Raw genomic sequence first — 21783 nt, forward strand, 5'->3', positions numbered from 1 at the left:
CGTGCGACGTACGGCGTACGTAGGAGGGTCGGCCGGCATGACCGAATCCAAGGCGCTCAGAGCGCTGCGTGAGGCGATCGTCCTGGAGCACATGGAATGCCAGAACGACTTCGACTTCGACACCTCCCTGAACGCGTTTCCGCACCCGCGGTACGAGATCATGGCATCAGGCCAGGTGCTGGACGGCGTGGAGGAGGTGCGCGCGTACTGGCAGCGGACCATGGCGGCGTTCCCCGACCAGCGCAACAAGGTCATCGACATCCACCACGCGGACAACGCGGTGATCGTCGAGTTCGAGTTGCAGGGCACGCACATGGGCAGCCTTCTCGGTGAGGAACCGACGAACAAGTCCTTCAAGGTCAGGATGGTGGGTTTCTTCCTGTTCGAGAAGGACGTGCTGGTCTGCGAACGGGTGTACGGCGACAGCGCGACAGTCATGGCCCAGCTCGGCCTGCTGGACGCCCCCGACGAATACCTCGGGCCCTACTGAACACCGACGACCCGCACCTCGCCGACGACCTGGCCACCGCCGAGAACCGGCACGGACAGGAGTTCCTTGGCGGGTGACACGTCGTAGCCCAGCGCGGCCAGCGCCGTCAGCCCGATCGCCGTGGTGGCGCGGGGATTGCCGTCGAGGACCTTGACCGCGACCGCGTGCCCGGCCGCGGTGCCCAGCACGAGCACGCCTTCGGCACCGCCCTTGGCCACCACTCCCGGCAGCAGCTGCATCACGACGGTGTTCACGTGCCCGGTTCCCCCGACGTACTCGGGGAACTCGCGCATGGCGGTGGCCACGGGCGTCCGCACGAGCCCCTGCACCGCGCGCGCCAAGCCCTGCAACGACACCGCGAACACCGGCGCCCCGCACCCGTCGACCGCCGTGTGCGAGACGGACTCGCCGGAGAGGTCCTCCAGCGTCCGCATCACCTTCTGCTGCAACGGATGCGTCGGTTCCAGGTAGGTCTGGGTCGGCCACCGGGCCGCCACGCACGCCGCCAGCATCGCCGCGTGCTTGCCGGAGCAGTTCATCCGCACCCTGGACGGTTCGGTCAGCCGCTGCCGGGTCTCCTCGTCCTCCGGCCACGACGCCGGGCAGCGCAGCAGTCCCACCGGCAGCCCGCCGAGCAGCTGCATCACCAGCTCCACGTGCCGGTTCTCGCCGGTGTGCGAGCCGGCCGCGATCGCCAGCGCGGGCCCGGCGAGCGGCGTCCCGGCGGACAGGCACGCCAAGGCCTGGAAGGGTTTCATGCACGACCGCGGCAGCACCGCGGCGGCGACGTCGCCCACGGCCACGCCGACCGAGCCGTCCGGGCGCAGGCCGACCACGCTGCCGTGGTGCAGGCTCTCCACGAAATCGGACCGGGTTACCTCAGCGAGCAGTGCGGACAAGGGAGGCCTCCAGGTAGCGCGACAGCCCCGACAGGGTGAGGTTGACGACGAGGTACAGCACAGCGATCACGATGTAGGTCTGGATGAGCAGGCCGTTGAACGTGGCCAGCACTTTGCCGTTGAACAACAGCTCCGTGTAGCTGACCACGAACCCGAGCGCGGTGTCCTTCAGCAGCCCGATGGACTGCGTCACCAGCGACGGCGCCATGTGCCGCACCGCCTGTGGCAGCACCACGACCCGCCGTGCCGCGGTCTCGGTGAAGCCCAGCGACAACGCGGCCTCGCGCTGGCCGGGATCGACCGCCTGCACACCCGCTCGGAAGATGACGCCGAACGCCGCCGCGTGCGAGAAAGCGAGCGGTACCACCAATTTCCAGAACAACGGCAGGTCAAGTCCGTACGACGGCAGCACGAACAGCATCACGTACACGAGCAGCAGCACCGGGATCATGCGCATCAGCTCGGTGTAGCCGCGGGTGAAGCGGTTCGGCCACAGCGCGAGCAGGACGCCACCCGCCATCGCCAGCACCCCCGTCGCCGCCGCGGCCAGCACGGTCGAACCCAGGCCGTTGAACAGGTACCGCCACACCGGCCAGGTGAGGAACGGCCGCCACTTCGCGGCGTCGAGCTGACCGTTGACGGCGAACTGCCGCAGCGCCAACGCGATCAGGCCCGCGACGACCACAACGGACACGACGCTGATCCAGAACACCCGCCGGCGCGCCCGCGGCCCAGGTGGGTCAAACACGCGACCACCGCCGTTCCACGAGCCCTGCCAGCAACCCGATCCCGCCCGCCAGCGCCAGGTAGCACAGGCCGGCACCGGTGAACACCAGCAGCGGACGGGCGATGTCGAGGTTGATCCGGTTCGCCGCCCGCGTCAGCTCCACCACACCGACCGCACCGGCCAGCGCTGTCGCCATCGTCAGCGCGATGGCGATGTTCGCGAGCGGCTGCACGACCCGGCGCGTGGCCTGCGGAACGATCACGTGCCGCAGCGACTGCCGGAACGTGAGTCCCAGTGCCCGTGCGGCTTCACCCTGCCCGTGCGCGACCGAGTTCACCCCGGACCGCAGCGCCTCCGCCACGTACGCGGCCTCGTACAACGAGATCGCCAGGAACGCACTCCAGAACAACGAGAACGTCAGCCCGATCTCCGGCAGCCCGAACACGAACAGCACCAGCCACGCGAGCAGCGGCACGTTCCGCCAGACCTCCACGTACACCGCGCCAACGCCGCGCAGCACCGGCACCGGAGCGATCCGCAGCACGGTCACGAGCAGGCCCACGACCAGCGCGGTACCGAAGCACAGCAACGTCAGCAGAACTGTGGTGAGAAACCCTTCGAGGACAAGGCTCATGGGGTGATCGCGGGCGGAGCAGGAGCATCACCGCGCACGACGGTGCCGATCGACTTCTTCCACGCGTCCTGCCACAGCCCGGTCTTCTGGATCTCGCGCAGCCAGTCGTTGACGAACTTCGTGAACTCCTCGTCACCGTGCTTGATCCCGATGCCGTACGGGTCGACCGTGAACGGCTCGCCGACCAGCTGCAGCTCGCTGTCCTTGCTCGCGTCCGCGACGAGAATCGCCTGGTCCTGCACGTACGCGTCACCACGGCTCTGCTTCAGCGCGGTCACGCATTCGGGGTCGGAGGAGAACTCGACGATCTTCGCGGTCGGCGCGGCCTCACGAATCGCCGCGATCGCCGGGGTGTTGGCACCCGCGATCACGGTCTTGCCCGCCAGGTCCTCCGGCTTCGAGATGCCCGCGGAGCCCTTGCGCACCGCGATCGCCTGCCCGGACTGGTAGTACGGCCCGGCGAACGCCACGCGTTCCTTGCGCGCGGGCGTGATCGTGTACGTCTGCAGGATCACGTCCACGGTTCCGTTGCCCAGCAACGGCTCCCGCGTCTCGGACGTCGCGGTCACCAGCTCGGTCTTCGGCGAGCCGAGGATGTACTGCGCGAGCAACCGGCCCAGCTCCGCGTCGAATCCGGTCAACCGGCCCGACACCGGGTCCAGCTGGGACAGCAGCGGGGCGTCCTGCGACCCGCCGATCTTCAGCACACCACGCTTGCGGATCTTGTCCACCGTGGAGCCTTCGGCGACCGTGCCGCTGAACACCGGCCCACTCGACTTCTCAGCCTCCGGAGCGGCCGAACATCCCGCCACGAGCAACAACGCGATCAGCAGCAGTCTCCCCATAGCGGCCGAAACTACTCACGGCGATCAACCGGACACAAGAGGTTGTCCTGCGGGTTGTCCAGTCCAGAAGACAACGAAACCGCTGCCCCCGGCCTGGGGACAGCGGTTCCGGAACTCAGTCAGCTCAGACCGGGCGAACGCCCTGCGCCTGCGGGCCCTTCTGGCCCTGACCGATCTCGAACTCGACCCGCTGGTTCTCCTCGAGAGACTTGTAGCCGTTCGCCTGGATCTCCGAGTAGTGGACGAACACGTCGGCGCCACCATTGTCAGGGGAGATGAAGCCGAAGCCCTTCTCCGCGTTGAACCACTTCACGGTGCCCTGTACTGCCATCTTGCTACTTCTCCTCTGACAGGTGCCGGATCGCCCTCGCGACCACCGGGTCAAGCCGGAACGGCGACCCCTCCGGAACCTGGAGAAACCTCACGCTCGCGACCTCGTTTTGCGCGAGCGTGGTGCCACGAACACGAAAACGTACGACCAACGACAGTCAACCACGCCTCCCCGGTCATCGTCGAGCCGTCATTCGCGCTGCTACCGTGAGAGCCCAAATGACCCCGCGGAGGTGACCGTGCCGGAGCTCACGACGATGTCGATCACGGTGACGGTCGCGCCGGCGGTGGCCGGCGGCCTGTACGCGCGCGTCCAGACGGCCATGATCAGGGCCGAGACCGCGAAGAGGCGCGGCAGGACCGGCGACATCATCACGAACACCAACTCCGGCCCCGTGCGCGGCACCCTGTTCCAGATCGGCAAGGTGTACGGAAAGGCCGACGACGAGCGGTGACGGTAACCTGATGGGTCGTTGACCCAGGGGGCCGTGCTTGACCGGCAGCGAAAGACTGCTTTTCTTCTTCGTCGGCTTGGTGACCACATTCGTGTTCATCCGCATCAGCGTGCGCATGATCCGCGCCAAGGTGCGCTGGTGGCCGCGAAACATCGTGCACGGCGACACGCACGTGCATCACGTCGTGTTCGGCACCGTGCTGCTGCTCCTGTCCAGCGTGACCGGTCTGGTGATCCCGGACGACCTGTACGGCGCCCGGCTGGCGGCCGCGGCGGGGCTGGGCGTGGGCGCCGCGCTGGTGCTGGACGAGTTCGCGCTGATCCTGCACCTCAGGGACGTGTACTGGACGAAGGCGGGCCGGCTGTCCGTTGACGCCGTGTTCCTCGCCGTGGGGCTGACCGGGCTGTTCCTGCTGGGTGCGCGCCCGCTCGGCTACGACGACGTGCTGCAGCTCAACCCGGAGACGACGCCGTCGGACACCTTCACGGTCCGGCTGATCGCGATCGGGGTGAACCTGTGCTTCGCGATCGCGGCGCTGCTCAAGGGCAAGATCTGGACCGGACTGCTCGGCCTGCTGGTGCCGGTGGTGCCCGCGGTGGGGGCCGTGCGGCTGGCCCGGCCGGGCTCACCGTGGGCACGCTGGCGTTACCCGGAGGGCTCGCGCAAGCTGTCGCGCGCCTACCGGCGGGAGGCGCGCATCCGGCAGCCGATCATCCGGGCGAAGATCGCCGTGCAGGAGTTCATCTCGGGACGTCACGACCTGCCTGACTAGACCCTCGGGCCAGGCAGGTCGTGACGGTCACCCTCCGACGATGTCCTGCTGCACGCACGCCTGCGCGAGGTCACCGGCACACAGTTCCTGGGCCTTGATGATGCCCTCGGTCACCAGCGTCCGCACGCTGTCCTTCTTGATCAACGTCGCGCCCAGCAGCACGGACTTCATGTCGCGCCGCGAGACCGGGTCACGCAGGTTGCCCGTGGCCAGGTCGTCGGCACCCTCCAGGTCACCGCGGGCGATCGCGATGGCCAGCCTGGCGGCGGCCTCGGCCTCGTCACGCACCGGCTTGTAGACGGTGATGCACTGGTCGCCGCGCAGCACGGCACGCAGGCCGTCCACAGTGGCGTCCTGTCCGGTCACCGGCACCTTGCCGGCCAGTCCCTTGCGTCTGAGCACCTCGATGACCGCGCCGGCCAGGCCGTCGTTGGCCGCGACCACGCCGTCAACCTTGTTGTTGTTGCCGCTCAGGATCTCCTCGAACAGCTGGCCGCCGAGCTTGTTGTCCCAGTCCGCGACGGGCTGCGACTTCACCAGCTTGAGGGCGCCGCTGTCGTACTTCGAGGACAGCCGCGACTTCTGGCCCTGGGTGAACAACGTGGCGTTGTGGTCGGTCGGCGCACCCTCGATCTCGATGATCTGGGCGCCCGGCTTGTCACCGAGGCAGGCGAGCAGACCGTCCGCCTGGAGCTGGCCGACGTTCACGCTGTCGAAGCCCACGTGGTACTCGGCCTGACCGCCGAGCGTCACCCGGTCGTAGTCGATGACCGGGATGTTCGCAGCTTTTGCCTTCTTCTGCACCGCGAGTCCACCGGCAGCCGACAACGGCGTGATCATCAGGACCTTCACCTTGCGGCGGATCATCTCGTCTGCGATCTGCGCGAACTTCGCCTCGTCGCCCTCCGCGTTCTCCATGAACGGTTCGATGTCCGCGTAGTTGAACGCCTGGCTCAACAGCGGCCGATCTTGTTCTTCCCACCGCGTGGATGTCGTTCGGTCGGGAAGGATTACCCCGACGATTGGTTTGGGTCCACGCGCGGGCAGCGTCGGAGCACCCTGACCTGCTTCACCGCAGGCAGAGAGGAGAAGAAGCAGGCACGCCGACGTTGCCATTACCCGTCTTCGCATAAACGCGGAGTTCATCGCTTGAATGTTGTTAAGTCAAGATTTGTTCGCACCCATCACGCTCCGCTTCCGATCGGCTACAGTTCGATTCCGTACGAAAGGCGCTGATGCTAGCGAAATTTTCGTGTCAGTGTGCTGCACTTGGGCGGCAATCGGGGGTCGCTCCATGTTGTTGGATCCAGCCCTGACCGGGTGTGAGGAGACAGCTAGGTGAGAACGCGCAGAACCGTGATGGCGGTGGCGGCGACGGTGTCGCTGATCGCAGCGGGTACATCGGCGGCGGGGGCAGCGCCGGCCTCGGCCGGATCGCAGCAGAAGGACACGGAGTACACCGTGCTGCTCGAGCAGCCCGGCAACCGCGATTACGCGATCGACGCCGTGCAGAAGGCCGGTGGTGAGGTCGTCAGGTCCAACGACGCCGTGGGTGTGCTGACCGTCAAGGCGCCCGCGACCGGCTTCGCGGAGAAGGTGTCCGCGTCGGACCAGATCGTCGGTGCGGCTCGGTCCAAGCCCATCGGCCACGCTCCCGCCACGAGCAAGGCCGAGAAGACCAAGCGCGACAACGTCGAGAAGGAGAACAAGTCGGAGCAGGCCGCCAAGGCTCCGGCTTCCTCGAAGTCGACCGCGGGCATGGACCCGCTGGACGGCGACCTGTGGGGCCTGAACCTCGTGCGCTCCAACATCGCGCGAGCCAAGCAGGCCGGTGACAAGCGCGTGTACGTCGGCATTCTCGACACCGGTGTGGACGGCACGCACCCGGACATCGCGCCGAACTTCAACAACGAGCTGTCGCGCAACTTCACCGTCGACATCCCCAACGACTCCGACGGTGGCGTCTTCGACGGCCCGTGTGAGTTCCGCGGTTGCGTCGACCCGGCGAACCACGACGACGGCGGCCACGGCACGCACGTCGCCGGCACCATCGGTGCCGCGGCCAACGGCTTCGGCATCTCCGGTGTCGCGCCGAACGTGTCGCTGGTGAACATCCGCGGCGGCCAGGACGCAGGCTCGTTCTTCCTGCAGCCGGTCGTCGACGCGCTGACCTACGGTGCCGACATCGGCCTCGACGTGATCAACATGTCGTTCTACGTCGACCCGTGGTACATGAACTGCATCAACGACGCCTCGGCCACGCCCGAGGAGCAGTTGGAGCAGCGCACGATCATCGCGTCCGTGCAGCGCGCGCTGAACTACGCGCACCGCAAGGGCGTCACGCTGATCGGTGCGGCGGGCAACAACCACGAGGACCTGGGCAAGCCGCGCCAGGACATCGTGAGCCCGAACTACCCGCCGGGCCACGCCCGGCCGCGGCCGGTCGACAACGCGACCTGCCTCAACCTGCCCACCGAGGGCAACCACGTGATCTCGGTGTCGTCTCTGGGCCCGTCGACCTCCAAGGCCGACTACTCGAACTACGGCCTCGAGCAGACCGCGATCTCGGCTCCCGGCGGCTACTTCCGCGACGGCCTCGGCACGCCGTGGTACCGCACCAACGAGAACATGATCCTGTCGACCTACCCGCGCAACGTCGCTCTCGCCGAGGGCGCGATCGACGAGGCCGGCAACATCACCCCGGCCGGCCTGGCCGCGGGTGTGAAGAAGGCCGTGGACGGCGACAAGGTCGGCTACTACCAGTTCCTGCAGGGCACCTCGATGGCCGCCCCGCACGCGGCTGGTGTGGCGGCGCTGATCGTCAGCCAGTACGGCAAGAAGGACAAGGGCCGTCCCGGCCTGACCCTCGACCCGGACAAGGTCGAGAAGGTTCTGTACAAGACCGCGATCCAGCGTGCTTGCCCGAACCCGCGCACCGTCACGTACGTCCCGGTCGGTCGCCCGGCCGAGTTCGACGCGACCTGCGAGGGTGACTCGAAGTTCAACGGCTTCTACGGTCACGGCATCGTGGACGCTTACGGCGCGGTCACCCGCGGCGGTCAGTTCATCTGACTTTCGTTGTAGTGCAAAGGCTCCCGGTCTTGGCCGGGAGCCTTTTGCATGCGCCGAAAGTGAACACCCGCCCACTCGTTCGCCGGAAAGATCCCTCCAGCGTTGACCGTGCCGCAGCGGCATGGTTTCCACTGGACGTGTCGGCGCGACCGCGTCGACGAGCCGAGGATCAGGGGGACGCTGGCCGGCGCCCGCACGATGCGTCGCGCTTTCGGAGACTGGGCGGCGTTGCTGACCGTCGACCAGGGCGGGCACGGTGCTTACCTGACCGGCAAGAACAGGTGCGCCAACGACAAGGTGACCGAGTACCTCCTCGGCGGGCAGCGTCCGGCGCACGATCTCAAGTGCACCGCCGAAACCGGCCGACCCTTGTGGTGCAACCGCTCCCACGCTACGGTCACCCCCACGTCGCCGCCGATTCCACTGTGGAACGGAGCGGCATGAAGACGTTTACAAGGCTGACAGCCACGGTTCTCTGCGCAGCCGCGCTCATCACTCCCGGCACCGCGCAGGCGGCCGACCTGAACGAACCGCATCTCAAGGACATCGCGATGCAGATCGTGTCCTCTGCGGAGAACTCCTCAAAGGACTGGCGCGCCCAGTTCAGCTACGTCGAGGACATCGGCGACGGCCGCGGCTACACCGCCGGCATCATCGGGTTCTGCAGCGGCACCGGCGACATGCTCGACCTCGTCCGCCTCTACCGCGACTGGCGGCCGGGCAACGTGCTGGAGAAGTACCTCCCAGCCCTGGAACGCGTGAACGGCACCCCGTCGCACGACGGCCTCGACCCGCACTTCCAGAACGACTGGCGCGCGGCTGCCCAGGACGGCACCTTCCAGGGGGCGCAGGAGCACGAGCGCGACCGCGTCTACTTCAACCCGGCGGTGAACCGGGCGAAGCAGGACGGCGTGCAGGCGTTGGGTCAGTTCATCTACTACGACGCCATCGTGATGCACGGTGACGGCTGGGGTGACCTGGACTTCTCCAGCATCCGCCAGCGCGCGCTCAACAGCGGGGCCCGTCCGCCGGCCCAGGGCGGCAGCGAGTCGCAGTGGCTGCACGCGTTCCTCGACGCACGGGCGTGGACCATGAAGCAGGAGCCCGCGCACGAGGACACCAGCCGGGTCGACACGGCCCAGCGCCGGTTCCTGAACGAAGGAAAGCTCAACCTCGAACGGCCGCTCCAGTGGCACGTCTACGGGGATTACTACGAGATCTGGTGATGAATCGTCCGGCGGAAACGTTTGCGAGGCAGACGTTTCCGCCGGATTGCACCAGGATGACGAACTGTCCGTTTCGCGAATTAGTAAACCCTCTTGCCAATAAAGGTATGGACCCCTTACCGTTGCCTCCACGCCGCCCGGGACCCACACCATCCCTGCCCCGGAGGAAATTCGTGAAAATCTCTGGTCGCATCGCGGCCGCGCTGCTGGCGTGCGCCGCTCTCATCACCACCACCGCGACGACCGCTTCGGCGGCCGATCTGAACGAACCGCGCCTCAAGGACATCGCGATGCAGATCGTGTCCAGCGCGGAGAACTCCTCTTTGGACTGGCGCGCCCAGTTCGGCTACATCGAGGACATCGACGACGGTCGCGGCTACACAGCGGGCATCATCGGGTTCTGCAGCGGTACCGGTGACATGCTCGACCTGGTCGAGTCGTACAAGCAGCGCAAGCCCGGCAACGTGCTGGAGAAGTACCTGCCCGCACTGCGCAAGGTGAACGGGACGGACTCGCACGCGGGCCTCGACCCCAACTACACCAAGGACTGGAAGACCGCGGCCAAGGACTCCGTGTTCAAGGCGGCGCAGGAGTCCGAGCGCGACCGGGTGTACTTCAACCCGGCCGTGAAGCAGGGCAAGGCCGACGGCGTGCGCGCCCTGGGCCAGTTCGCTTACTACGACGCGATCGTCGTGCACGGTGACGGTGGCGACAGGCTGAGCTTCAGCAGTATCCGCAAGCGCGCGCTGGGCAAGGCGAAGCCGCCGTCGCAGGGCGGCAACGAGACCACGTGGCTCAACGCGTTCATGGACGCCCGCGTGTGGGCCATGAAGCAGGAGCCCGAGCACGAGGACGTCACCCGCATCGAGACCGCGCAGCGCGTGTGGCTCAAGGCGGGCAACCTCGACCTCAAGACTCCGCTCAAGTGGAAGGTCTACGGCGACAGCTACCAGATCAACTAGTCTTCGTGGTCGAAGAGGGGCGCTCCGAGCGGGGCGCCCCTCTTCCCGTTGGCGCACTTGCGTTCAACGCCTGGATGATGGCGGGCCGCTGCTCTGGACGCGTGCCGCGCAACGCGATCAACAACTCCAGCGCTCGGCTGCGACTCATCGCACGTGCCGCGACGAGGACAAGGGTGGCCAACGGGCCGAGGATCGCGACGCTCGACCACATGGGCATCTCCCGCGCTTCGTTGTCTTTACATCCCAACGATCGCACGAAGTCCATCCGTGATGTCGAGTCAGATGAAGTGCTGAGGCTCAAGTTTCGGTAACCGGGCCGCGCCTGACCTTCGTAAACCAACGAACTGCGCTGGCCAGCGTCGCGCCTCCTCCTCAAGAGATGCATACTCCCAGGTCAGATTGACGGCAGTAATTCACAGGCACTCAAACACGCTGGTCAGACTCCCACCGGGATGACCGACGTCACACCCCTCAAACGGGCGGCGAACACACGAAAGGGGCGGCCCGAGTGGACCGCCCCTTTCGTGGTTCGTTCCTACAGTTGGGTCCAGTCCAGCACCGGTGCGGCGAAGTCCCGGATCGACGCCAGCAACCCGAGCCGCGCGGCCTTCACCTCCGCGTCCTCGGCCATCACCAGCACCTCGTCGAAGAACGTGTTGATCGGCCCGGTCAGCCCCTCGGCAGCGGCGACGAACGCCGCCAGCCCGGCGACATCCCGCGGGACACCGTCGAACGCCTTGTGCAGCGCCACTTCCGCCGGCTCCGACAACACCGAGGCGTCGTACGAAGCAGCGACGTCAGCGGGCACGATCCGGCGCACGCGCTGCAGAGCGGCCACCAGAGCGTCGAAGGACTCGTTGCCCGCCAACGACTCCAGCTGCGTGAGCGTCTCGTCGGCCAGCACCGGCGAGTCGGCCAGCGGCAGCACCGCCTGCACGAACCGGTGGTCGTGGCCCGCGTCGAGCAGCGCCTGCTCGTAGCGGCGCACCGCGAACTCCCGTGCCGTCTCCAACGCGTCCGCCGACACCTCAAGTCCTTCGGAGGCAAGCGAAAGCGCCAACGGCAGGGTGATCGCGCGCAGGTCGGGGAACGCCCGCAGCACCGACACCGCGCCCAGCGCCGCGCGCCTCAGGCCGAACGGGTCCGAGGAACCGGTCGGCTGGGCGCCGATGCCGAACAGGCCGGCCAGCAGGTCGAAGCGGTCCGCCAGCGACAGCAACGCACCCGGCACCGAGGAAGGCAGCGTGTCGCCCGCCGAGCGCGGGAGTTCCATCTCCCACAACGCCAGCGCGACGTCCGGGGTCTCCCCCGCCCGCGCCGCGTACTCGCGCGCCATCACACCGGCCAGTGACGACAGCTCGATCACCATCTGCGAGCCGAGGTCGAACTTGGCCAGCGCGCCGGCGCGGTCCAGCGTCTCGCGGTCGACGTCGACCACCGTTGCGAAACGGCCGGCCAGTGCGGCGATGCGGGCCGCGCGGTCGGCCATGGAGCCCAGCTTGTCCGCGAACGTCAGCTTCGCGAGGCCCGACTTCATCTCCTCCAGCGGGGTCTTGAGGTCCGCGCGCCAGAAGAACGCCGCGTCCTCGTACCGCGCCCGCAGCACGGCCTCGTTGCCCGCCCGGACCAGGTCGGCGTCCACAACACCGTTCGCCACGGCCACGAAGTGCGGCAGCAGCGCGCCGTCCGCCGAACGGACCGGCAGGTAGCGCTGGTGCTTGCGCATCACCGTGGTGAGGATCTGGCCGGGCAGCTCGAGGTAGCGCTCCTCGAACGAGCCGAGGATCGGCGTCGGCCACTCGACCAGGTTCGTCACCTCGTCCAGCAGCCCGTCGACCTCGACGACACCGCCGACGGACGCCGCCAGCGACTGCGCGGCCTCCACGATCGAAGCAGCGCGGACCGCGGCGTCGGCCTGAATGCCGTGCCCGGCGAGGAACTCCAGGTAACCGTCCGCAGTGGACACCTCGACCACCGGTGCCGCTGCAGTCCGGTGCACGCGGGTGGAAGTGCCGGAAGCCAGCGACGACACCACGACCGGCACCGGAGTGGAGCCCAGCAGGGCCAGCAGCCAGCGGATCGGGCGGGTGAACGACAGCTTCGGGTCGTTCCACTTCATGTTCTTCTCGGCACGCAGGTCGGAGACGACCTCGGCCAGCAGCCCGCTCAGCACCTCGACGGCACCACGACCGGCATCCGTCTTGGTCAGGGCGACGAACTCGACGCCGTTCTCGGTGACGCGACCCAGCGCCGAGACGTCCGCGCCCTGGCCACGAGCGAAGCCCTGCACGGCCTTCGTCGGGTTGCCGTCGCCGTCGAAAGCAGCGGAAACCCGGGGACCACGCACCGTGCGCTCGGCGTCCGGCTCACGCGGCGCCACCGCGGGCACCTGCACGATGATCCGGCGCGGCGTCCCGTGCACAGTCACGGAACCGTGCGTCAGCCGGGTCGCGTCGAGCTTCGCGGCAACAGCGAGACGCACCGCGTCAACGGTCCGCAGCACCTCGTGCGGAGGCAGTTCCTCGGTGCCGATCTCGAACAGCAACGTCGCCGGAGCGGCAACGTCCTCAAAGGACGAAGGCTTCGCAGCGGGAGCGAGAACCTCCGCCACACCAAGCGGATGACCGAGCTCCTCACGACGCTCGGCCCACAACCTGGCGACCTCCCGCGCCAGGCCGCGCATGCGACCGAACGCACGAGCCCGCTCGGTCGTGGAGATCGCGCCTCGCGCGTCCAGCACGTTGAAGAGGTGCGAGCACTTCAGCACGAAACTGTGCGCCGGCACCGGCAACCGTGCGTCGATCATGCGCTGCGCCTCGCCAGCGAACTCCTGGTAGAGGCGCTTGTTCCGCTCCACGTCCGCGTCGTCGAGGTAGTACCGCGACATCTCGTACTCGGACTGGCCGAACGCCTCGCCGTAGGAGATGCCGGGCGCGTAGGCGATCTTCTTGAAGTGGTCGACGCCCTGCAGCGCCATCATGATCCGCTCGATGCCGTAGGTGATCTCCACCGACACCGGGTCGAGCGTCATGCCGCCGGCCTGCTGGAAGTAGGTGAACTGGGTGATCTCCAGCCCGTCCAGCCACACCTCCCAGCCGAGGCCCCAGGCGCCCAGCGCGGGCGAGGCCCAGTTGTCCTCGACGAACCGGACGTCGTGCGCCCGCACGTCGATGCCCAGCGCCTCCAGCGAGCCGAGGTAGAGCTCCTGCGGGTCGCCCGGATCCGGCTTGAGGATCACCTGGAACTGGGTGTGCGTCTGCAGCCGGTTCGGGTTCTCGCCGTAGCGGGCGTCGTCGGGCCGCACGGACGGCTCCACGTACGCCACGCGCCACGGCTCGGGACCCAGCACGCGCAGCACGGTCGCCGGGTTCAGCGTGCCGGCACCGACCTCCGTGTTGAACGGTTGCACCACGATGCAACCTCGGTCGGTCCAGTACTTGGTCAGCGCGAGCAGCGCGTCCTGCATCGTCAACACGGCGACGAGTCTACGAAACAGACAAAACCGCTGGTCAAGGCCCCTGGATCAGGTGGTGTTCGCCACTGTGTCACGCTTTGCACAACCGAGTGGAGTCCCCGCACGTCTACTTGGGGTACCCGGATGTGCTGAAAGGAGTGGGTGTGGAAAACCGGCCGCCGAGGCCGGGAGACCCGAGCGGATCTCCCAGGCGACCTTCCGCCACCCCGCGTCCCCAGGCGGGTCAACCCCGCCGCCCGCAGGTGCCGCCGCGCAGCTCAGAGCCCCCGCGCCGGGAGCCGAACCGGGCGGAACCACCCCGGCGGGAGCCCCCGAAACGCGCCGAACCGCCCCGGTCCGAGCCACCCCGCCGCGAGCCCCCGAGGCGGGAGCCGCCGCGCCGCGAGTCGGCGAGCCGCAGCGAACCCCCGCGCCGTGGCGAACCGCCCCGCCGGGAGTCCGCACGCCGAGGTGAACCGGCCCGCGCCACGTCGTCCGCACCGCGGCCGCGTCCGGTGGCCGACCGCCCGACGGTCCGCACCACGCCCGCGAAGGCGAAGGCCGCGGCGCCCGCCCGGCCGCGCCCCAGGCCGGCCGCGCGCAGGCCCAGTGCGGCCAAGCGCGGCGCCTCCACCGGGGCCAAGGTCTTCATCAGCCTGCTGTCCGCGGTGATCCTCCTGGTCACGGGCATCGCGTGGCAGAACCTGAACGCGCTGACCGAGGGCCTGACCAAGCAGGACCTGAACCTGGCCGACGCGGGCGAGAAGCCCGCCGACGGCGCGATCGACATCCTGCTGGTCGGCATGGACAGCCGCACCGACTCCAAGGGCAACCCGCTGCCGCAGAACATCCTGAACGAACTGCAGGCGGGTGGCAGCGACGACGGCGGGTTCAACACCGACACGCTGATCCTGCTGCACATCCCGAACGACAGCGGCAAGGCCTACGCCGTGTCGTTCCCGCGCGACTCCTACGTGAAGATCGCGGGCGGGTTCGGGAGGCACAAGATCAACTCTGCCTACGGTTACGCCAAGGGTCAAGCGGCCGAAAAGCTGCAGGGCAGCGGCAAGAGCCCGCAGGACGTCGAGATGGAGTCCCGCAAGGCGGGCGCGAAGAACCTGATCGAGACCATCCAGAGCCTGACCGGCGCGACGATCGACCACTACGCCGAGGTCAACCTGGTCGGCTTCTACGAGATCACCAAGGCCATCGGCGGCATCGACGTCTGCCTCAACAACAAGGTCCGCGACAGCTTCTCCGGCGCGAACTTCGCCGCGGGCCCGCAGGTCATCGAGGGCAAGAACGCGCTCGCGTTCGTCCGCCAGCGGCACGGCCTGCCGATGGGCGACCTCGACCGCGTCGTGCGCCAGCAGGTCTTCATGGCGGGCCTCGCGAAGAAGATGCTGTCGGCGGGCGTGCTCACCGACAGCACCAAGCGCAACGAGACGATCAAGGCTGTGAGCAGCGCGATCGTCCTCGACGAAGGCTGGGACATCACCAAGTTCGCCCTGCAGATGAAGGACCTGACGGGCGGCAACATGACGTTCCAGACCATCCCGACCGGCAACCCCGACCTGCAGACGCCGGAGGACGGCTCGGCGGTCGAGGTCACCGAGTCCGAGGTCCGCACGTTCGTGAAGAACCTCGGCAAGGCCGCCGACCCCGCGACGGCGCCGGACCCGAAGTTCAACAACGCCACGGTGACGGTCGACGTCCGCAACGCCTCCGGCACCCCCGGCCTCGCGGGCCAGGTGCTCCAGTCGCTCGTCGCGAAGGGCTTCGTGGCAGGTCAGACGGGCAACGCCGAGGCCATGGCGAAGTCGGTCGTCCGCTACGGCAAGGGCGGCGAGGCCGGCGCGAACGCGGTCCAGAAGGCGCTCGGCGGCCTGAAGATCGAGGAGGACGTGAACGTCCCGGCCGGCCGGGCCCGCGTCTTCCTGGGCTCCGACTACTCGGGTCCCGGCGCCCAGGGCTTCACCGGGTCCGGAATGCTCGCCCTGGACGGTGCGCGGCAGCAACCGGCTGACCCATCGGCCCCCGCACCCATCTCCGCAGACGGTGTGCGCTGCGTAAACTGATACCGAGAGTAGAGTTGTATAGCCCGTTCGGGGGATTCTCCCAGTAAGTTGCGTAAGCGGCGAAGCACTCGCGCCTTCCATCACCGTGAGACCCGCTCACGGGGTGGAGGCAACCGGTGCAGACTGCGACAGGCCAAATCGACACAGTGGCGTACCAGCGCGTGCTCGGTGATGAGATCCGCAGCCTTCGCAAGCAGCGCGGCTGGACGCGCAAAGAGCTGAACAAGCGGCTGCAGACCGAGATCTCGCTGCAGACCCTGGCCACCTACGAGCTGGGCACCCGGCAGTGCTCGGTCGTGCGCCTGGTGGAGATCTGCCACGCCCTCGACGTCCCGGCCCACCAGGTGCTCGCACGCGTCCACGAACGCTTCTTCGGCGACACCCCCGCCGGCCACCTGACCCTGAGCCTCACGGCGGTCGCGGCGACCGACAACCCGCGTCTGGTGCCGCTCAAGCGCTGGGCGGCAGGCCGGCTGCACGCGTTGCCTCCCGGTGCGTCGTCCGACGTGCACCTCGACCTGCCCGCGCTGGAGAACATGGCGCAACTCTGCCAACTGCCCACGGTGGAACTGATCCGCATCCTGCGCGGCATGACGCGCTGAGCCTGTTGTTGTACCGAACCCGGTTCACACCAACGCAACGACCGCCCGGAAAGGGCCCACCACCACCGCCGGTAGCATCGCCGGGGTGAACGATTCCCCCGCCCGCCTCCCTCTGCGCACCGCAGCCGCCGTGAAGCTGGGCAACCTGAGCTCCACGCTGTCCCAGAAGATGGGCCTCGGCGCAGGCGGCATGATCGGCGGCCGGGTGGCGCTGAAGCTCGACCCGCAGGCGCTCAACCGTCTTGCGCAGGGCCGCCGGGTCGCCGTGGTCACCGGCACGAACGGCAAGACCACGAGCACGATGATGCTGGCCAGGGCCGTGTCCGCGCTCGGCGAGGTCGCCACGAACCACAGCGGCGCGAACATGCCGGACGGGCACGTGACAGCGCTGTCGAAGCAGCCGGACGCCCCGTACGCGGTGCTGGAGTGCGACGAGGGCTACTTCCCCGCCGTCGCCGGTGCCAGCAACCCCGAGGTGGCGGTGATCCTGAACCTCAGCCGCGACCAGCTCGACCGGGTCGGCGAGGTCCGCACCATCGAACGGTCCCTGCGCGACGCCATCACCGCGCTGCAGAACTGCACGATCGTCGCCAACTGCGACGACGTGATGGTCACGAGCGCGGCCTGGAACGCGGCGAAGGTCATCTGGGTCGCCACCGGCACCGGCTGGCACCACGACTCCGCGAGCTGCCCGCGCTGCGGCAACCCGATCCGCTGGCAGGGCGAGCACTGGCACTGCACCGGCTGCGACCTCGCGCGCCCGCACCCGAACTGGATCACCGCCGACGAGGCGATGATCACGCCGGAGCACCAGAAGATCGAGCTGCGCCTCACGCTGCCGGGCAAGTTCAACCAGGCCAACGCCGTCATGGCCACCGCGGCCGCACACACGCTCGGTGTGCCGACCGACGAGGCGGTACGCCGTCTGCGTGGCGTCTCCAACGTCAGCGGCCGGTACCGCACGATCCAGCGCAACGGCCGCAGCGCGCGCCTGTTGCTGAGCAAGAACCCCGCCGGCTGGAGCGAGACCCTCACGGTCGTCAAGGAGGCCAACCACCCGGCCGTCCTGGTGATCAACGCCCAGGAGGCCGACGGCCGGGACCTGAGCTGGCTGTGGGACGTGCCGTTCGAACGACTGCAGGGCCGCACGGTCATCGCAGCCGGCGAGCGCGCCACGGACCTCGCCGTTCGACTGACCTACGCCGAGGTCGAGCACACGATCGTGCCCGACCCGCTGAAGGCCATCGACCAGATGCCGCCGGGGGCGGTCGAGGTCATCGCCAACTACACCGCGTTCCGCGACTTGAATGCCAGGGCTGCCGCTGATGAGTGAGTCGACAATCCAGATCGCGCTCGTGCTGCCGGATCTCCTCGGCACGTACGGGGACTTCGGCAACGCCGTGGTGCTCGAGAAGCGCATGACGTGGCGCGGGATCAAGGCCGAGATCGTGCCGGTGAACTACGGCCAGCCGGTGCCGGACTCGTGCGACATCTACGTCGTCGGCGGCGGTGAGGACACCGCGCAGACGCTGGCGGTGAAGCACCTGCGCGAGCACCCCGGCCTGCAGCGCGCCGTCACCAAGGGCGCCGTGGTGCTGGGCGTCTGCGCCGGCATCCAGATCTTCGGCGAGAGCTTCACCCGTGCCGACGACGTCACCCACCCCGGCATGGGCCTCATCGACTCGACCTCGCACGCCGGCGGCAGCCGCGCGATCGGCGAGGTCCTCGCGGAGCCGGCGAACGGCCTGTTCTCCGGCGTGCTGACCGGCTTCGAGAACCACCAGGGCCGCACGATCCTCGGCCCGGCCGCCCAGCCGCTCGCGCACGTCAAGGTCGGCACCGGCAACGACGGCAGCGTCGAGGGCGCGGTGCAGGGCAGGATCGTCTGCACCTACCTGCACGGCCCGGTGCTGCCGCGCAACCCGCAGCTCGCCGACCTGCTGATCGAGTGGGCCACCGGCACCAAGGTCGCGCCGCTGGACCTGCCCGCCGTCACCGCTATGCGGGCCGAGCGGGTGAAGGCAGCTTCCTGAGGCGGGCGGACACGCCAGGCCAGATCACGGCCATCACGTAGTCGGTCGCGAGCGCAGGTCCCACCGAGGGCCTGCGCTCGGTCCACACCGCGAGGCGTTCGGTGGCGCCGACGACGATCTCGGCGAACGCCTCCGCCTCCAGCGGGTCGATGTCCGGCGTGAACGACGCCAGCACGGCCCCGATCATGTCCGTCTGCTGCTGGCGGATCCCTTCGACCTCTTCCTGCGCCGACGGCACGGCCACGGCCGCCTCCTGCCGCAACAGCGCCCAGGACTTGCGGTGCTCGCCGATGAACTCGAAGAACGCCCTGAGCCCGAGCCGCAGGAACTCCTCCGGGCTCGCCGCGCCCGCGATCGCCGCCGCGGTCTTCTCCCGCAGCTCGGTGCGCGCACGGTGGATGCAGCCGATGAGCAGGCCTTCCTTGGAGCCGAAGTACTCGTAGAGCATCGGCTTCGAGACGCCGACGCGTTCGGCGATCTCGTCCATCGACGTGGCCAGATACCCCTGCTCGGCGAAGATCTCCTCGGCGACGGTGAGCATCTGCGCCATGCGCTGGGCCTTGGGCATGCGGCGCCGGGGCGCAGGTGCAGTCACGAACGGAGTCTACCGCTCGTAACTTACTTCGAGTAACCTACCGCGAAGTAGCTAACCGCGAGCGGAGGGACGCCCCATGCACCGAGAGACGAAAGTGCTCGTCATCGGCACCGGCTTCTCCGGCCTGGGCATGGCCATCGAGCTGAAGCGGCGTGGCGAGCACGACTTCGTGGTGCTCGAGAAGGCGGGCGACCTCGGTGGCACGTGGCGGGACAACTCCTACCCCGGCTGCGCCTGCGACGTCCCGTCGCACATGTACTCGTTCTCGTTCGAGCTGAACCCCAGGTGGTCGCGGATGTTCGCCCAGCAGGGCGAGATCTGGGACTACCTGCAGCGCGTCGCCGACAAGTACCGGCTGCGGCCGCACATCCGGTTCAACACCAAGGTCTCCGGCGCACAGTGGGACGACGAGGCCAAGCGCTGGGAGGTGACGACCGAGCAGGGTGACACGTACACCGCTGCCGCGTTGGTCGCCGGCGTCGGCGCGTTGCACATCCCGAACATCCCGGAACTGCCGGGCATCGAGACGTTCACCGGCAAGACGTTCCACTCGGCGCAGTGGGACCACGACTACGACCTGACCGGCAAGCGCGTCGCCGTCGTCGGCACGGGCGCCTCGGCGATCCAGTTCGTGCCGAAGATCGCGGGCCAGGTCGGTTCGATGAAGATCTTCCAGCGCACGCCGCCGTGGATCATGCCCAAGGCCGACCGCGCGATCAGCGGCTGGGAGCAGAAGCTGTTCCGCGCCTTGCCTTTCACGCAACGGATCTATCGCAACTTCGTCTACTGGGTGCGAGAGTCCTCAGCGCTGGGATTCGCAGTGAACCCGCGCATCATGAGGTTCGCGCAGGGCATCGCGTTGCGGCACATGAAGAAGCAGGTGCCGGACGCGGCGTTGCGCAAGGCTTTGAAGCCCGACTACACCATGGGCTGCAAACGCGTGCTCATCTCCAACGACTTCTACCCCGCGCTGGGCTACCCGAGCGTGGACCTGGTGACGGACAAGATCACCGAGGTGCGTGAATCGTCCGTAGTGGACAGTGCGGGCGTCGAGCACGAGGTCGACGTCATCATCTACGGCACCGGGTTCCACGTCGTCGACTCGTTCGACTACCTGGACATCCAGGGCAAGGCCGGCGTCGACCTCGCGAAGCAGTGGCGCCAGGAGGGCATCGAGACCTACTACGGCATCACGGTTTCGGGGTTCCCCAACCTGTTCTTCCTGCTGGGCCCCAACACCGGGCTCGGCCACAACTCGGTCGTGTTCATGATCGAGTCGCAGATCCGGTACATCTCGCAGTGCCTCCGGCTCCTCGACGAACACCGCGCAGCGGAGCTGGACGTACGACCGGAGGCCCAGCAGGAGTTCAACCGCGAGATCCAGGGCAAGCTGAAGAAAGGCGTGTGGACCCAGGGCGGCTGCCAGAGCTGGTACCTCGACGCGCAGGGCGTGAACCGCACCGTGTGGCCGGGATTCACCTGGCGGTACTGGATGCGGACCAAGCGCGTGCGCGCCGAGGACTACACGTTGACTACTGCCAAAAAGATCTAGGGCTGGACGATGACCTTCAGGGCGGTCCGCTCGTCCATCGCCTGGTAGCCCAGCGCGACGTCGTCGAGCGAGACCGTCCTGTCGAACACGGGACCGGGGTCGATCCGCCCGGCGAGCACGTCGGCCAGCAACTCCGGCAGGTACGCCCGCGCGGGCGCGATGCCGCCACCGATGTTGATGTTGCGCCCGAACAGCTTGCCGAGCGGCAGCCCCGGCATCTCGTGCGGCACGCCGACGTAACCGATCTTGCCGCCGTCGCGCACGATGCCCATCGCGGTCTCCCACGACTGCTCGGTGCCGACGCACTCGAGGACGGCCGACGCGCCGAGCCCGCCGGTCATCTCCTTGATGCGCTCGACCGCGGCGTCACCGCGCTCGGCGACCTGGTCCGTGGCGCCGAAGAGCTTGGCGATCTTCGCGCGGTCCTCGTGCCGGCCCATCGCGATGATCCGCTCGGCGCCGAGCCGCTTGGCCGCGAGCACGCCGCACAGCCCCACCGCGCCGTCACCGACGACCGCGACCGTGCTGCCGGGACCGACACCCGCGCCCATGGCCGCGTGGTGGCCGGTGCCCATGACGTCGGACAGGCTCAGGAACGCGGGCAGCAACTCCGCCGGCGCGTCGGCGGGGACGCGCACGAGGGTGCCGTCGGCCTGAGGCACGCGGACGGCCTCGCCCTGGCCGCCGTCGGAGCCCTTGCTGCCCCAGAACCCGCCGCTGCGGCACGAGGTCTGCAGCCCGGCCTGGCAGTACGCGCAGGTGCCGTCGCTGTACACGAACGGCGCGATGACCCGGTCGCCGACGTTGAGGGTGTGGACGTCCTTGCCGACCTCCTCGACGATGCCGAGGAACTCGTGCCCGATGCGCTGCCCGCCCTCGCGCTTGGCCACACCGCGGTACGCCCAGAGGTCGCTGCCGCAGATGCAGGCCAGCTCGACCCGGACGACGACGTCGGTGGCCTCCTTGACGGCCGCGTCCGGCACCTCCTCAACGCGGATGTCACGGGTGCCGTAGATCGTCGTAGCCCGCACCGGGCGCCTCCTAAGTCTCGTGTCTC

21 protein-coding genes are annotated in these 21783 nt (G+C 68.4%); 12 read left to right on the top strand and 9 right to left on the bottom strand.

All coding sequences use genetic code 11. The annotated features are described in order from the left end of the window. Nucleotides 1-37 precede the first annotated feature (37 nt). Nucleotides 38-490, top strand: a complete 453-nt coding sequence (locus ACIA8G_RS19865) for an ester cyclase (protein ID WP_396420032.1) — start codon at nucleotides 38-40, stop codon at nucleotides 488-490. On the opposite strand, the gene ACIA8G_RS19870 is transcribed toward ACIA8G_RS19865, so the two are convergent. From ACIA8G_RS19870 to ACIA8G_RS19890, 5 genes are all read right to left on the bottom strand, one after another. Beyond that, nucleotides 484-1389, bottom strand: a complete 906-nt coding sequence (locus tag ACIA8G_RS19870) for an asparaginase (protein WP_396420033.1) — start codon at nucleotides 1387-1389, stop codon at nucleotides 484-486. The two genes, ACIA8G_RS19865 and ACIA8G_RS19870, sit on opposite strands and share 7 nt — an antisense overlap. Beyond that, a complete protein-coding gene (locus ACIA8G_RS19875; protein WP_396420034.1) occupies nucleotides 1370-2137 on the bottom strand; it encodes an amino acid ABC transporter permease in 768 nt (255 codons plus the stop codon). The genes ACIA8G_RS19870 and ACIA8G_RS19875 overlap by 20 nt, the downstream gene beginning before the upstream one ends. After that, complete coding sequence (locus tag ACIA8G_RS19880) at nucleotides 2130-2750, bottom strand: amino acid ABC transporter permease (protein WP_396420036.1); 621 nt, start codon at nucleotides 2748-2750, stop codon at nucleotides 2130-2132. Before ACIA8G_RS19880 ends, ACIA8G_RS19875 begins: the two co-directional genes overlap by 8 nt. Continuing rightward, nucleotides 2747-3595 (bottom strand): glutamate ABC transporter substrate-binding protein, encoded by an 849-nt coding sequence (locus ACIA8G_RS19885; protein ID WP_396420038.1) that lies wholly within the window; start codon nucleotides 3593-3595, stop codon nucleotides 2747-2749. Before ACIA8G_RS19885 ends, ACIA8G_RS19880 begins: the two co-directional genes overlap by 4 nt. A gap of 124 nt (nucleotides 3596-3719) precedes the next feature. Then, nucleotides 3720-3926 (bottom strand): cold-shock protein, encoded by a 207-nt coding sequence (locus ACIA8G_RS19890; protein ID WP_396420039.1) that lies wholly within the window; start codon nucleotides 3924-3926, stop codon nucleotides 3720-3722. Between the two features lie 238 nt (nucleotides 3927-4164). Here ACIA8G_RS19890 and ACIA8G_RS19895 point away from each other — a divergent pair, with 238 nt between their 5' ends. Together ACIA8G_RS19895 and ACIA8G_RS19900 are read left to right on the top strand one after the other, a co-directional pair. Beyond that, nucleotides 4165-4380 (top strand): hypothetical protein, encoded by a 216-nt coding sequence (locus tag ACIA8G_RS19895; RefSeq protein ID WP_396420040.1) that lies wholly within the window; start codon nucleotides 4165-4167, stop codon nucleotides 4378-4380. Between the two features lie 79 nt (nucleotides 4381-4459). Next, on the top strand, nucleotides 4460-5152 hold the full coding sequence (locus ACIA8G_RS19900) for a hypothetical protein (protein WP_396420042.1): 693 nt from the start codon (nucleotides 4460-4462) through the stop codon (nucleotides 5150-5152). 27 nt (nucleotides 5153-5179) lie between these two features. On the opposite strand, the gene ACIA8G_RS19905 is transcribed toward ACIA8G_RS19900, so the two are convergent. Then, nucleotides 5180-6283, bottom strand: a complete 1104-nt coding sequence (locus tag ACIA8G_RS19905) for a sugar ABC transporter substrate-binding protein (protein WP_396420043.1) — start codon at nucleotides 6281-6283, stop codon at nucleotides 5180-5182. Nucleotides 6284-6511: 228 nt separating this feature from the next. On the opposite strand from ACIA8G_RS19905, the gene ACIA8G_RS19910 reads away from it, so the two are divergent. From ACIA8G_RS19910 to ACIA8G_RS19925, 4 genes are all read left to right on the top strand, one after another. Next, complete coding sequence (locus ACIA8G_RS19910) at nucleotides 6512-8224, top strand: S8 family serine peptidase (RefSeq protein WP_396420549.1); 1713 nt, start codon at nucleotides 6512-6514, stop codon at nucleotides 8222-8224. A gap of 108 nt (nucleotides 8225-8332) precedes the next feature. Next, nucleotides 8333-8668 carry an alpha/beta hydrolase gene (locus tag ACIA8G_RS19915; RefSeq protein ID WP_396420550.1) on the top strand — a complete coding sequence of 112 codons (336 nt, stop codon included), beginning with the start codon at nucleotides 8333-8335 and terminating at the stop codon, nucleotides 8666-8668. Further along, nucleotides 8665-9450 (top strand): chitosanase, encoded by a 786-nt coding sequence (locus ACIA8G_RS19920; RefSeq protein WP_396420044.1) that lies wholly within the window; start codon nucleotides 8665-8667, stop codon nucleotides 9448-9450. The genes ACIA8G_RS19915 and ACIA8G_RS19920 overlap by 4 nt, the downstream gene beginning before the upstream one ends. 173 nt (nucleotides 9451-9623) lie before the next feature. Then, nucleotides 9624-10412, top strand: coding sequence for a chitosanase (locus ACIA8G_RS19925; protein WP_396420045.1), 789 nt, complete (start codon nucleotides 9624-9626; stop codon nucleotides 10410-10412). Nucleotides 10413-10947: 535 nt separating this feature from the next. On the opposite strand, the gene ACIA8G_RS19930 is transcribed toward ACIA8G_RS19925, so the two are convergent. After that, on the bottom strand, nucleotides 10948-13878 hold the full coding sequence (locus ACIA8G_RS19930; RefSeq protein ID WP_396420551.1) for a glycine--tRNA ligase: 2931 nt from the start codon (nucleotides 13876-13878) through the stop codon (nucleotides 10948-10950). Nucleotides 13879-14381: 503 nt separating this feature from the next. Here ACIA8G_RS19930 and ACIA8G_RS19935 point away from each other — a divergent pair. The 4 genes from ACIA8G_RS19935 to ACIA8G_RS19950 all read left to right on the top strand — a co-directional run bounded on the left by ACIA8G_RS19935 (nucleotide 14382) and on the right by ACIA8G_RS19950 (nucleotide 18579). After that, the gene (locus ACIA8G_RS19935; RefSeq protein ID WP_396420046.1) at nucleotides 14382-15944 is read left to right on the top strand and encodes an LCP family protein; all 1563 of its coding nucleotides are present in this window, start codon (nucleotides 14382-14384) and stop codon (nucleotides 15942-15944) included. A 116-nt stretch (nucleotides 15945-16060) separates the two neighbouring features. Beyond that, on the top strand, nucleotides 16061-16546 hold the full coding sequence (locus tag ACIA8G_RS19940) for a helix-turn-helix domain-containing protein (RefSeq protein ID WP_396420047.1): 486 nt from the start codon (nucleotides 16061-16063) through the stop codon (nucleotides 16544-16546). Between the two features lie 85 nt (nucleotides 16547-16631). After that, entirely contained in the window at nucleotides 16632-17879 is a 1248-nt protein-coding gene (locus ACIA8G_RS19945; RefSeq protein ID WP_396420048.1) for a MurT ligase domain-containing protein, read from the top strand. Then, nucleotides 17872-18579, top strand: a complete 708-nt coding sequence (locus ACIA8G_RS19950; RefSeq protein WP_396420049.1) for a type 1 glutamine amidotransferase — start codon at nucleotides 17872-17874, stop codon at nucleotides 18577-18579. The genes ACIA8G_RS19945 and ACIA8G_RS19950 overlap by 8 nt, the downstream gene beginning before the upstream one ends. On the opposite strand, the gene ACIA8G_RS19955 is transcribed toward ACIA8G_RS19950, so the two are convergent. Further along, complete coding sequence (locus ACIA8G_RS19955; protein ID WP_396420552.1) at nucleotides 18545-19129, bottom strand: TetR/AcrR family transcriptional regulator; 585 nt, start codon at nucleotides 19127-19129, stop codon at nucleotides 18545-18547. The two genes, ACIA8G_RS19950 and ACIA8G_RS19955, sit on opposite strands and share 35 nt — an antisense overlap. 121 nt (nucleotides 19130-19250) lie before the next feature. On the opposite strand from ACIA8G_RS19955, the gene ACIA8G_RS19960 reads away from it, so the two are divergent. Beyond that, nucleotides 19251-20726 carry a flavin-containing monooxygenase gene (locus tag ACIA8G_RS19960; protein ID WP_396420050.1) on the top strand — a complete coding sequence of 492 codons (1476 nt, stop codon included), beginning with the start codon at nucleotides 19251-19253 and terminating at the stop codon, nucleotides 20724-20726. Here the strand turns inward: ACIA8G_RS19960 and ACIA8G_RS19965 are convergent. Continuing rightward, nucleotides 20723-21757: a zinc-dependent alcohol dehydrogenase family protein gene (locus tag ACIA8G_RS19965; RefSeq protein ID WP_396420051.1), complete on the bottom strand. Its 1035-nt coding sequence runs from the start codon at nucleotides 21755-21757 to the stop codon at nucleotides 20723-20725. The two genes, ACIA8G_RS19960 and ACIA8G_RS19965, sit on opposite strands and share 4 nt — an antisense overlap. Nucleotides 21758-21783 lie beyond the last annotated feature (26 nt).

The sequence above is a fragment of the Lentzea sp. NPDC051213 genome, assembly GCF_044455585.1.
GTDB lineage: Bacteria > Actinomycetota > Actinomycetes > Mycobacteriales > Pseudonocardiaceae > Lentzea.

Coding starts and splice junctions, on each gene's coding strand:
- ACIA8G_RS19865 (WP_396420032.1), top strand. CDS start 38: ATGACCGAATCCAAGGCGCTCAGAGCGCTGCGTGAGGCGATCGTCCTG.
- ACIA8G_RS19880 (WP_396420036.1), bottom strand. CDS start 2,750: ATGAGCCTTGTCCTCGAAGGGTTTCTCACCACAGTTCTGCTGACGTTG.
- ACIA8G_RS19885 (WP_396420038.1), bottom strand. CDS start 3,595: ATGGGGAGACTGCTGCTGATCGCGTTGTTGCTCGTGGCGGGATGTTCG.
- ACIA8G_RS19890 (WP_396420039.1), bottom strand. CDS start 3,926: ATGGCAGTACAGGGCACCGTGAAGTGGTTCAACGCGGAGAAGGGCTTC.
- ACIA8G_RS19905 (WP_396420043.1), bottom strand. CDS start 6,283: ATGCGAAGACGGGTAATGGCAACGTCGGCGTGCCTGCTTCTTCTCCTC.
- ACIA8G_RS19910 (WP_396420549.1), top strand. CDS start 6,512: ATGGCGGTGGCGGCGACGGTGTCGCTGATCGCAGCGGGTACATCGGCG.
- ACIA8G_RS19920 (WP_396420044.1), top strand. CDS start 8,665: ATGAAGACGTTTACAAGGCTGACAGCCACGGTTCTCTGCGCAGCCGCG.
- ACIA8G_RS19930 (WP_396420551.1), bottom strand. CDS start 13,878: ATGCAGGACGCGCTGCTCGCGCTGACCAAGTACTGGACCGACCGAGGT.
- ACIA8G_RS19950 (WP_396420049.1), top strand. CDS start 17,872: ATGAGTGAGTCGACAATCCAGATCGCGCTCGTGCTGCCGGATCTCCTC.
- ACIA8G_RS19955 (WP_396420552.1), bottom strand. CDS start 19,129: ATGGCGCAGATGCTCACCGTCGCCGAGGAGATCTTCGCCGAGCAGGGG.
- ACIA8G_RS19960 (WP_396420050.1), top strand. CDS start 19,251: ATGCACCGAGAGACGAAAGTGCTCGTCATCGGCACCGGCTTCTCCGGC.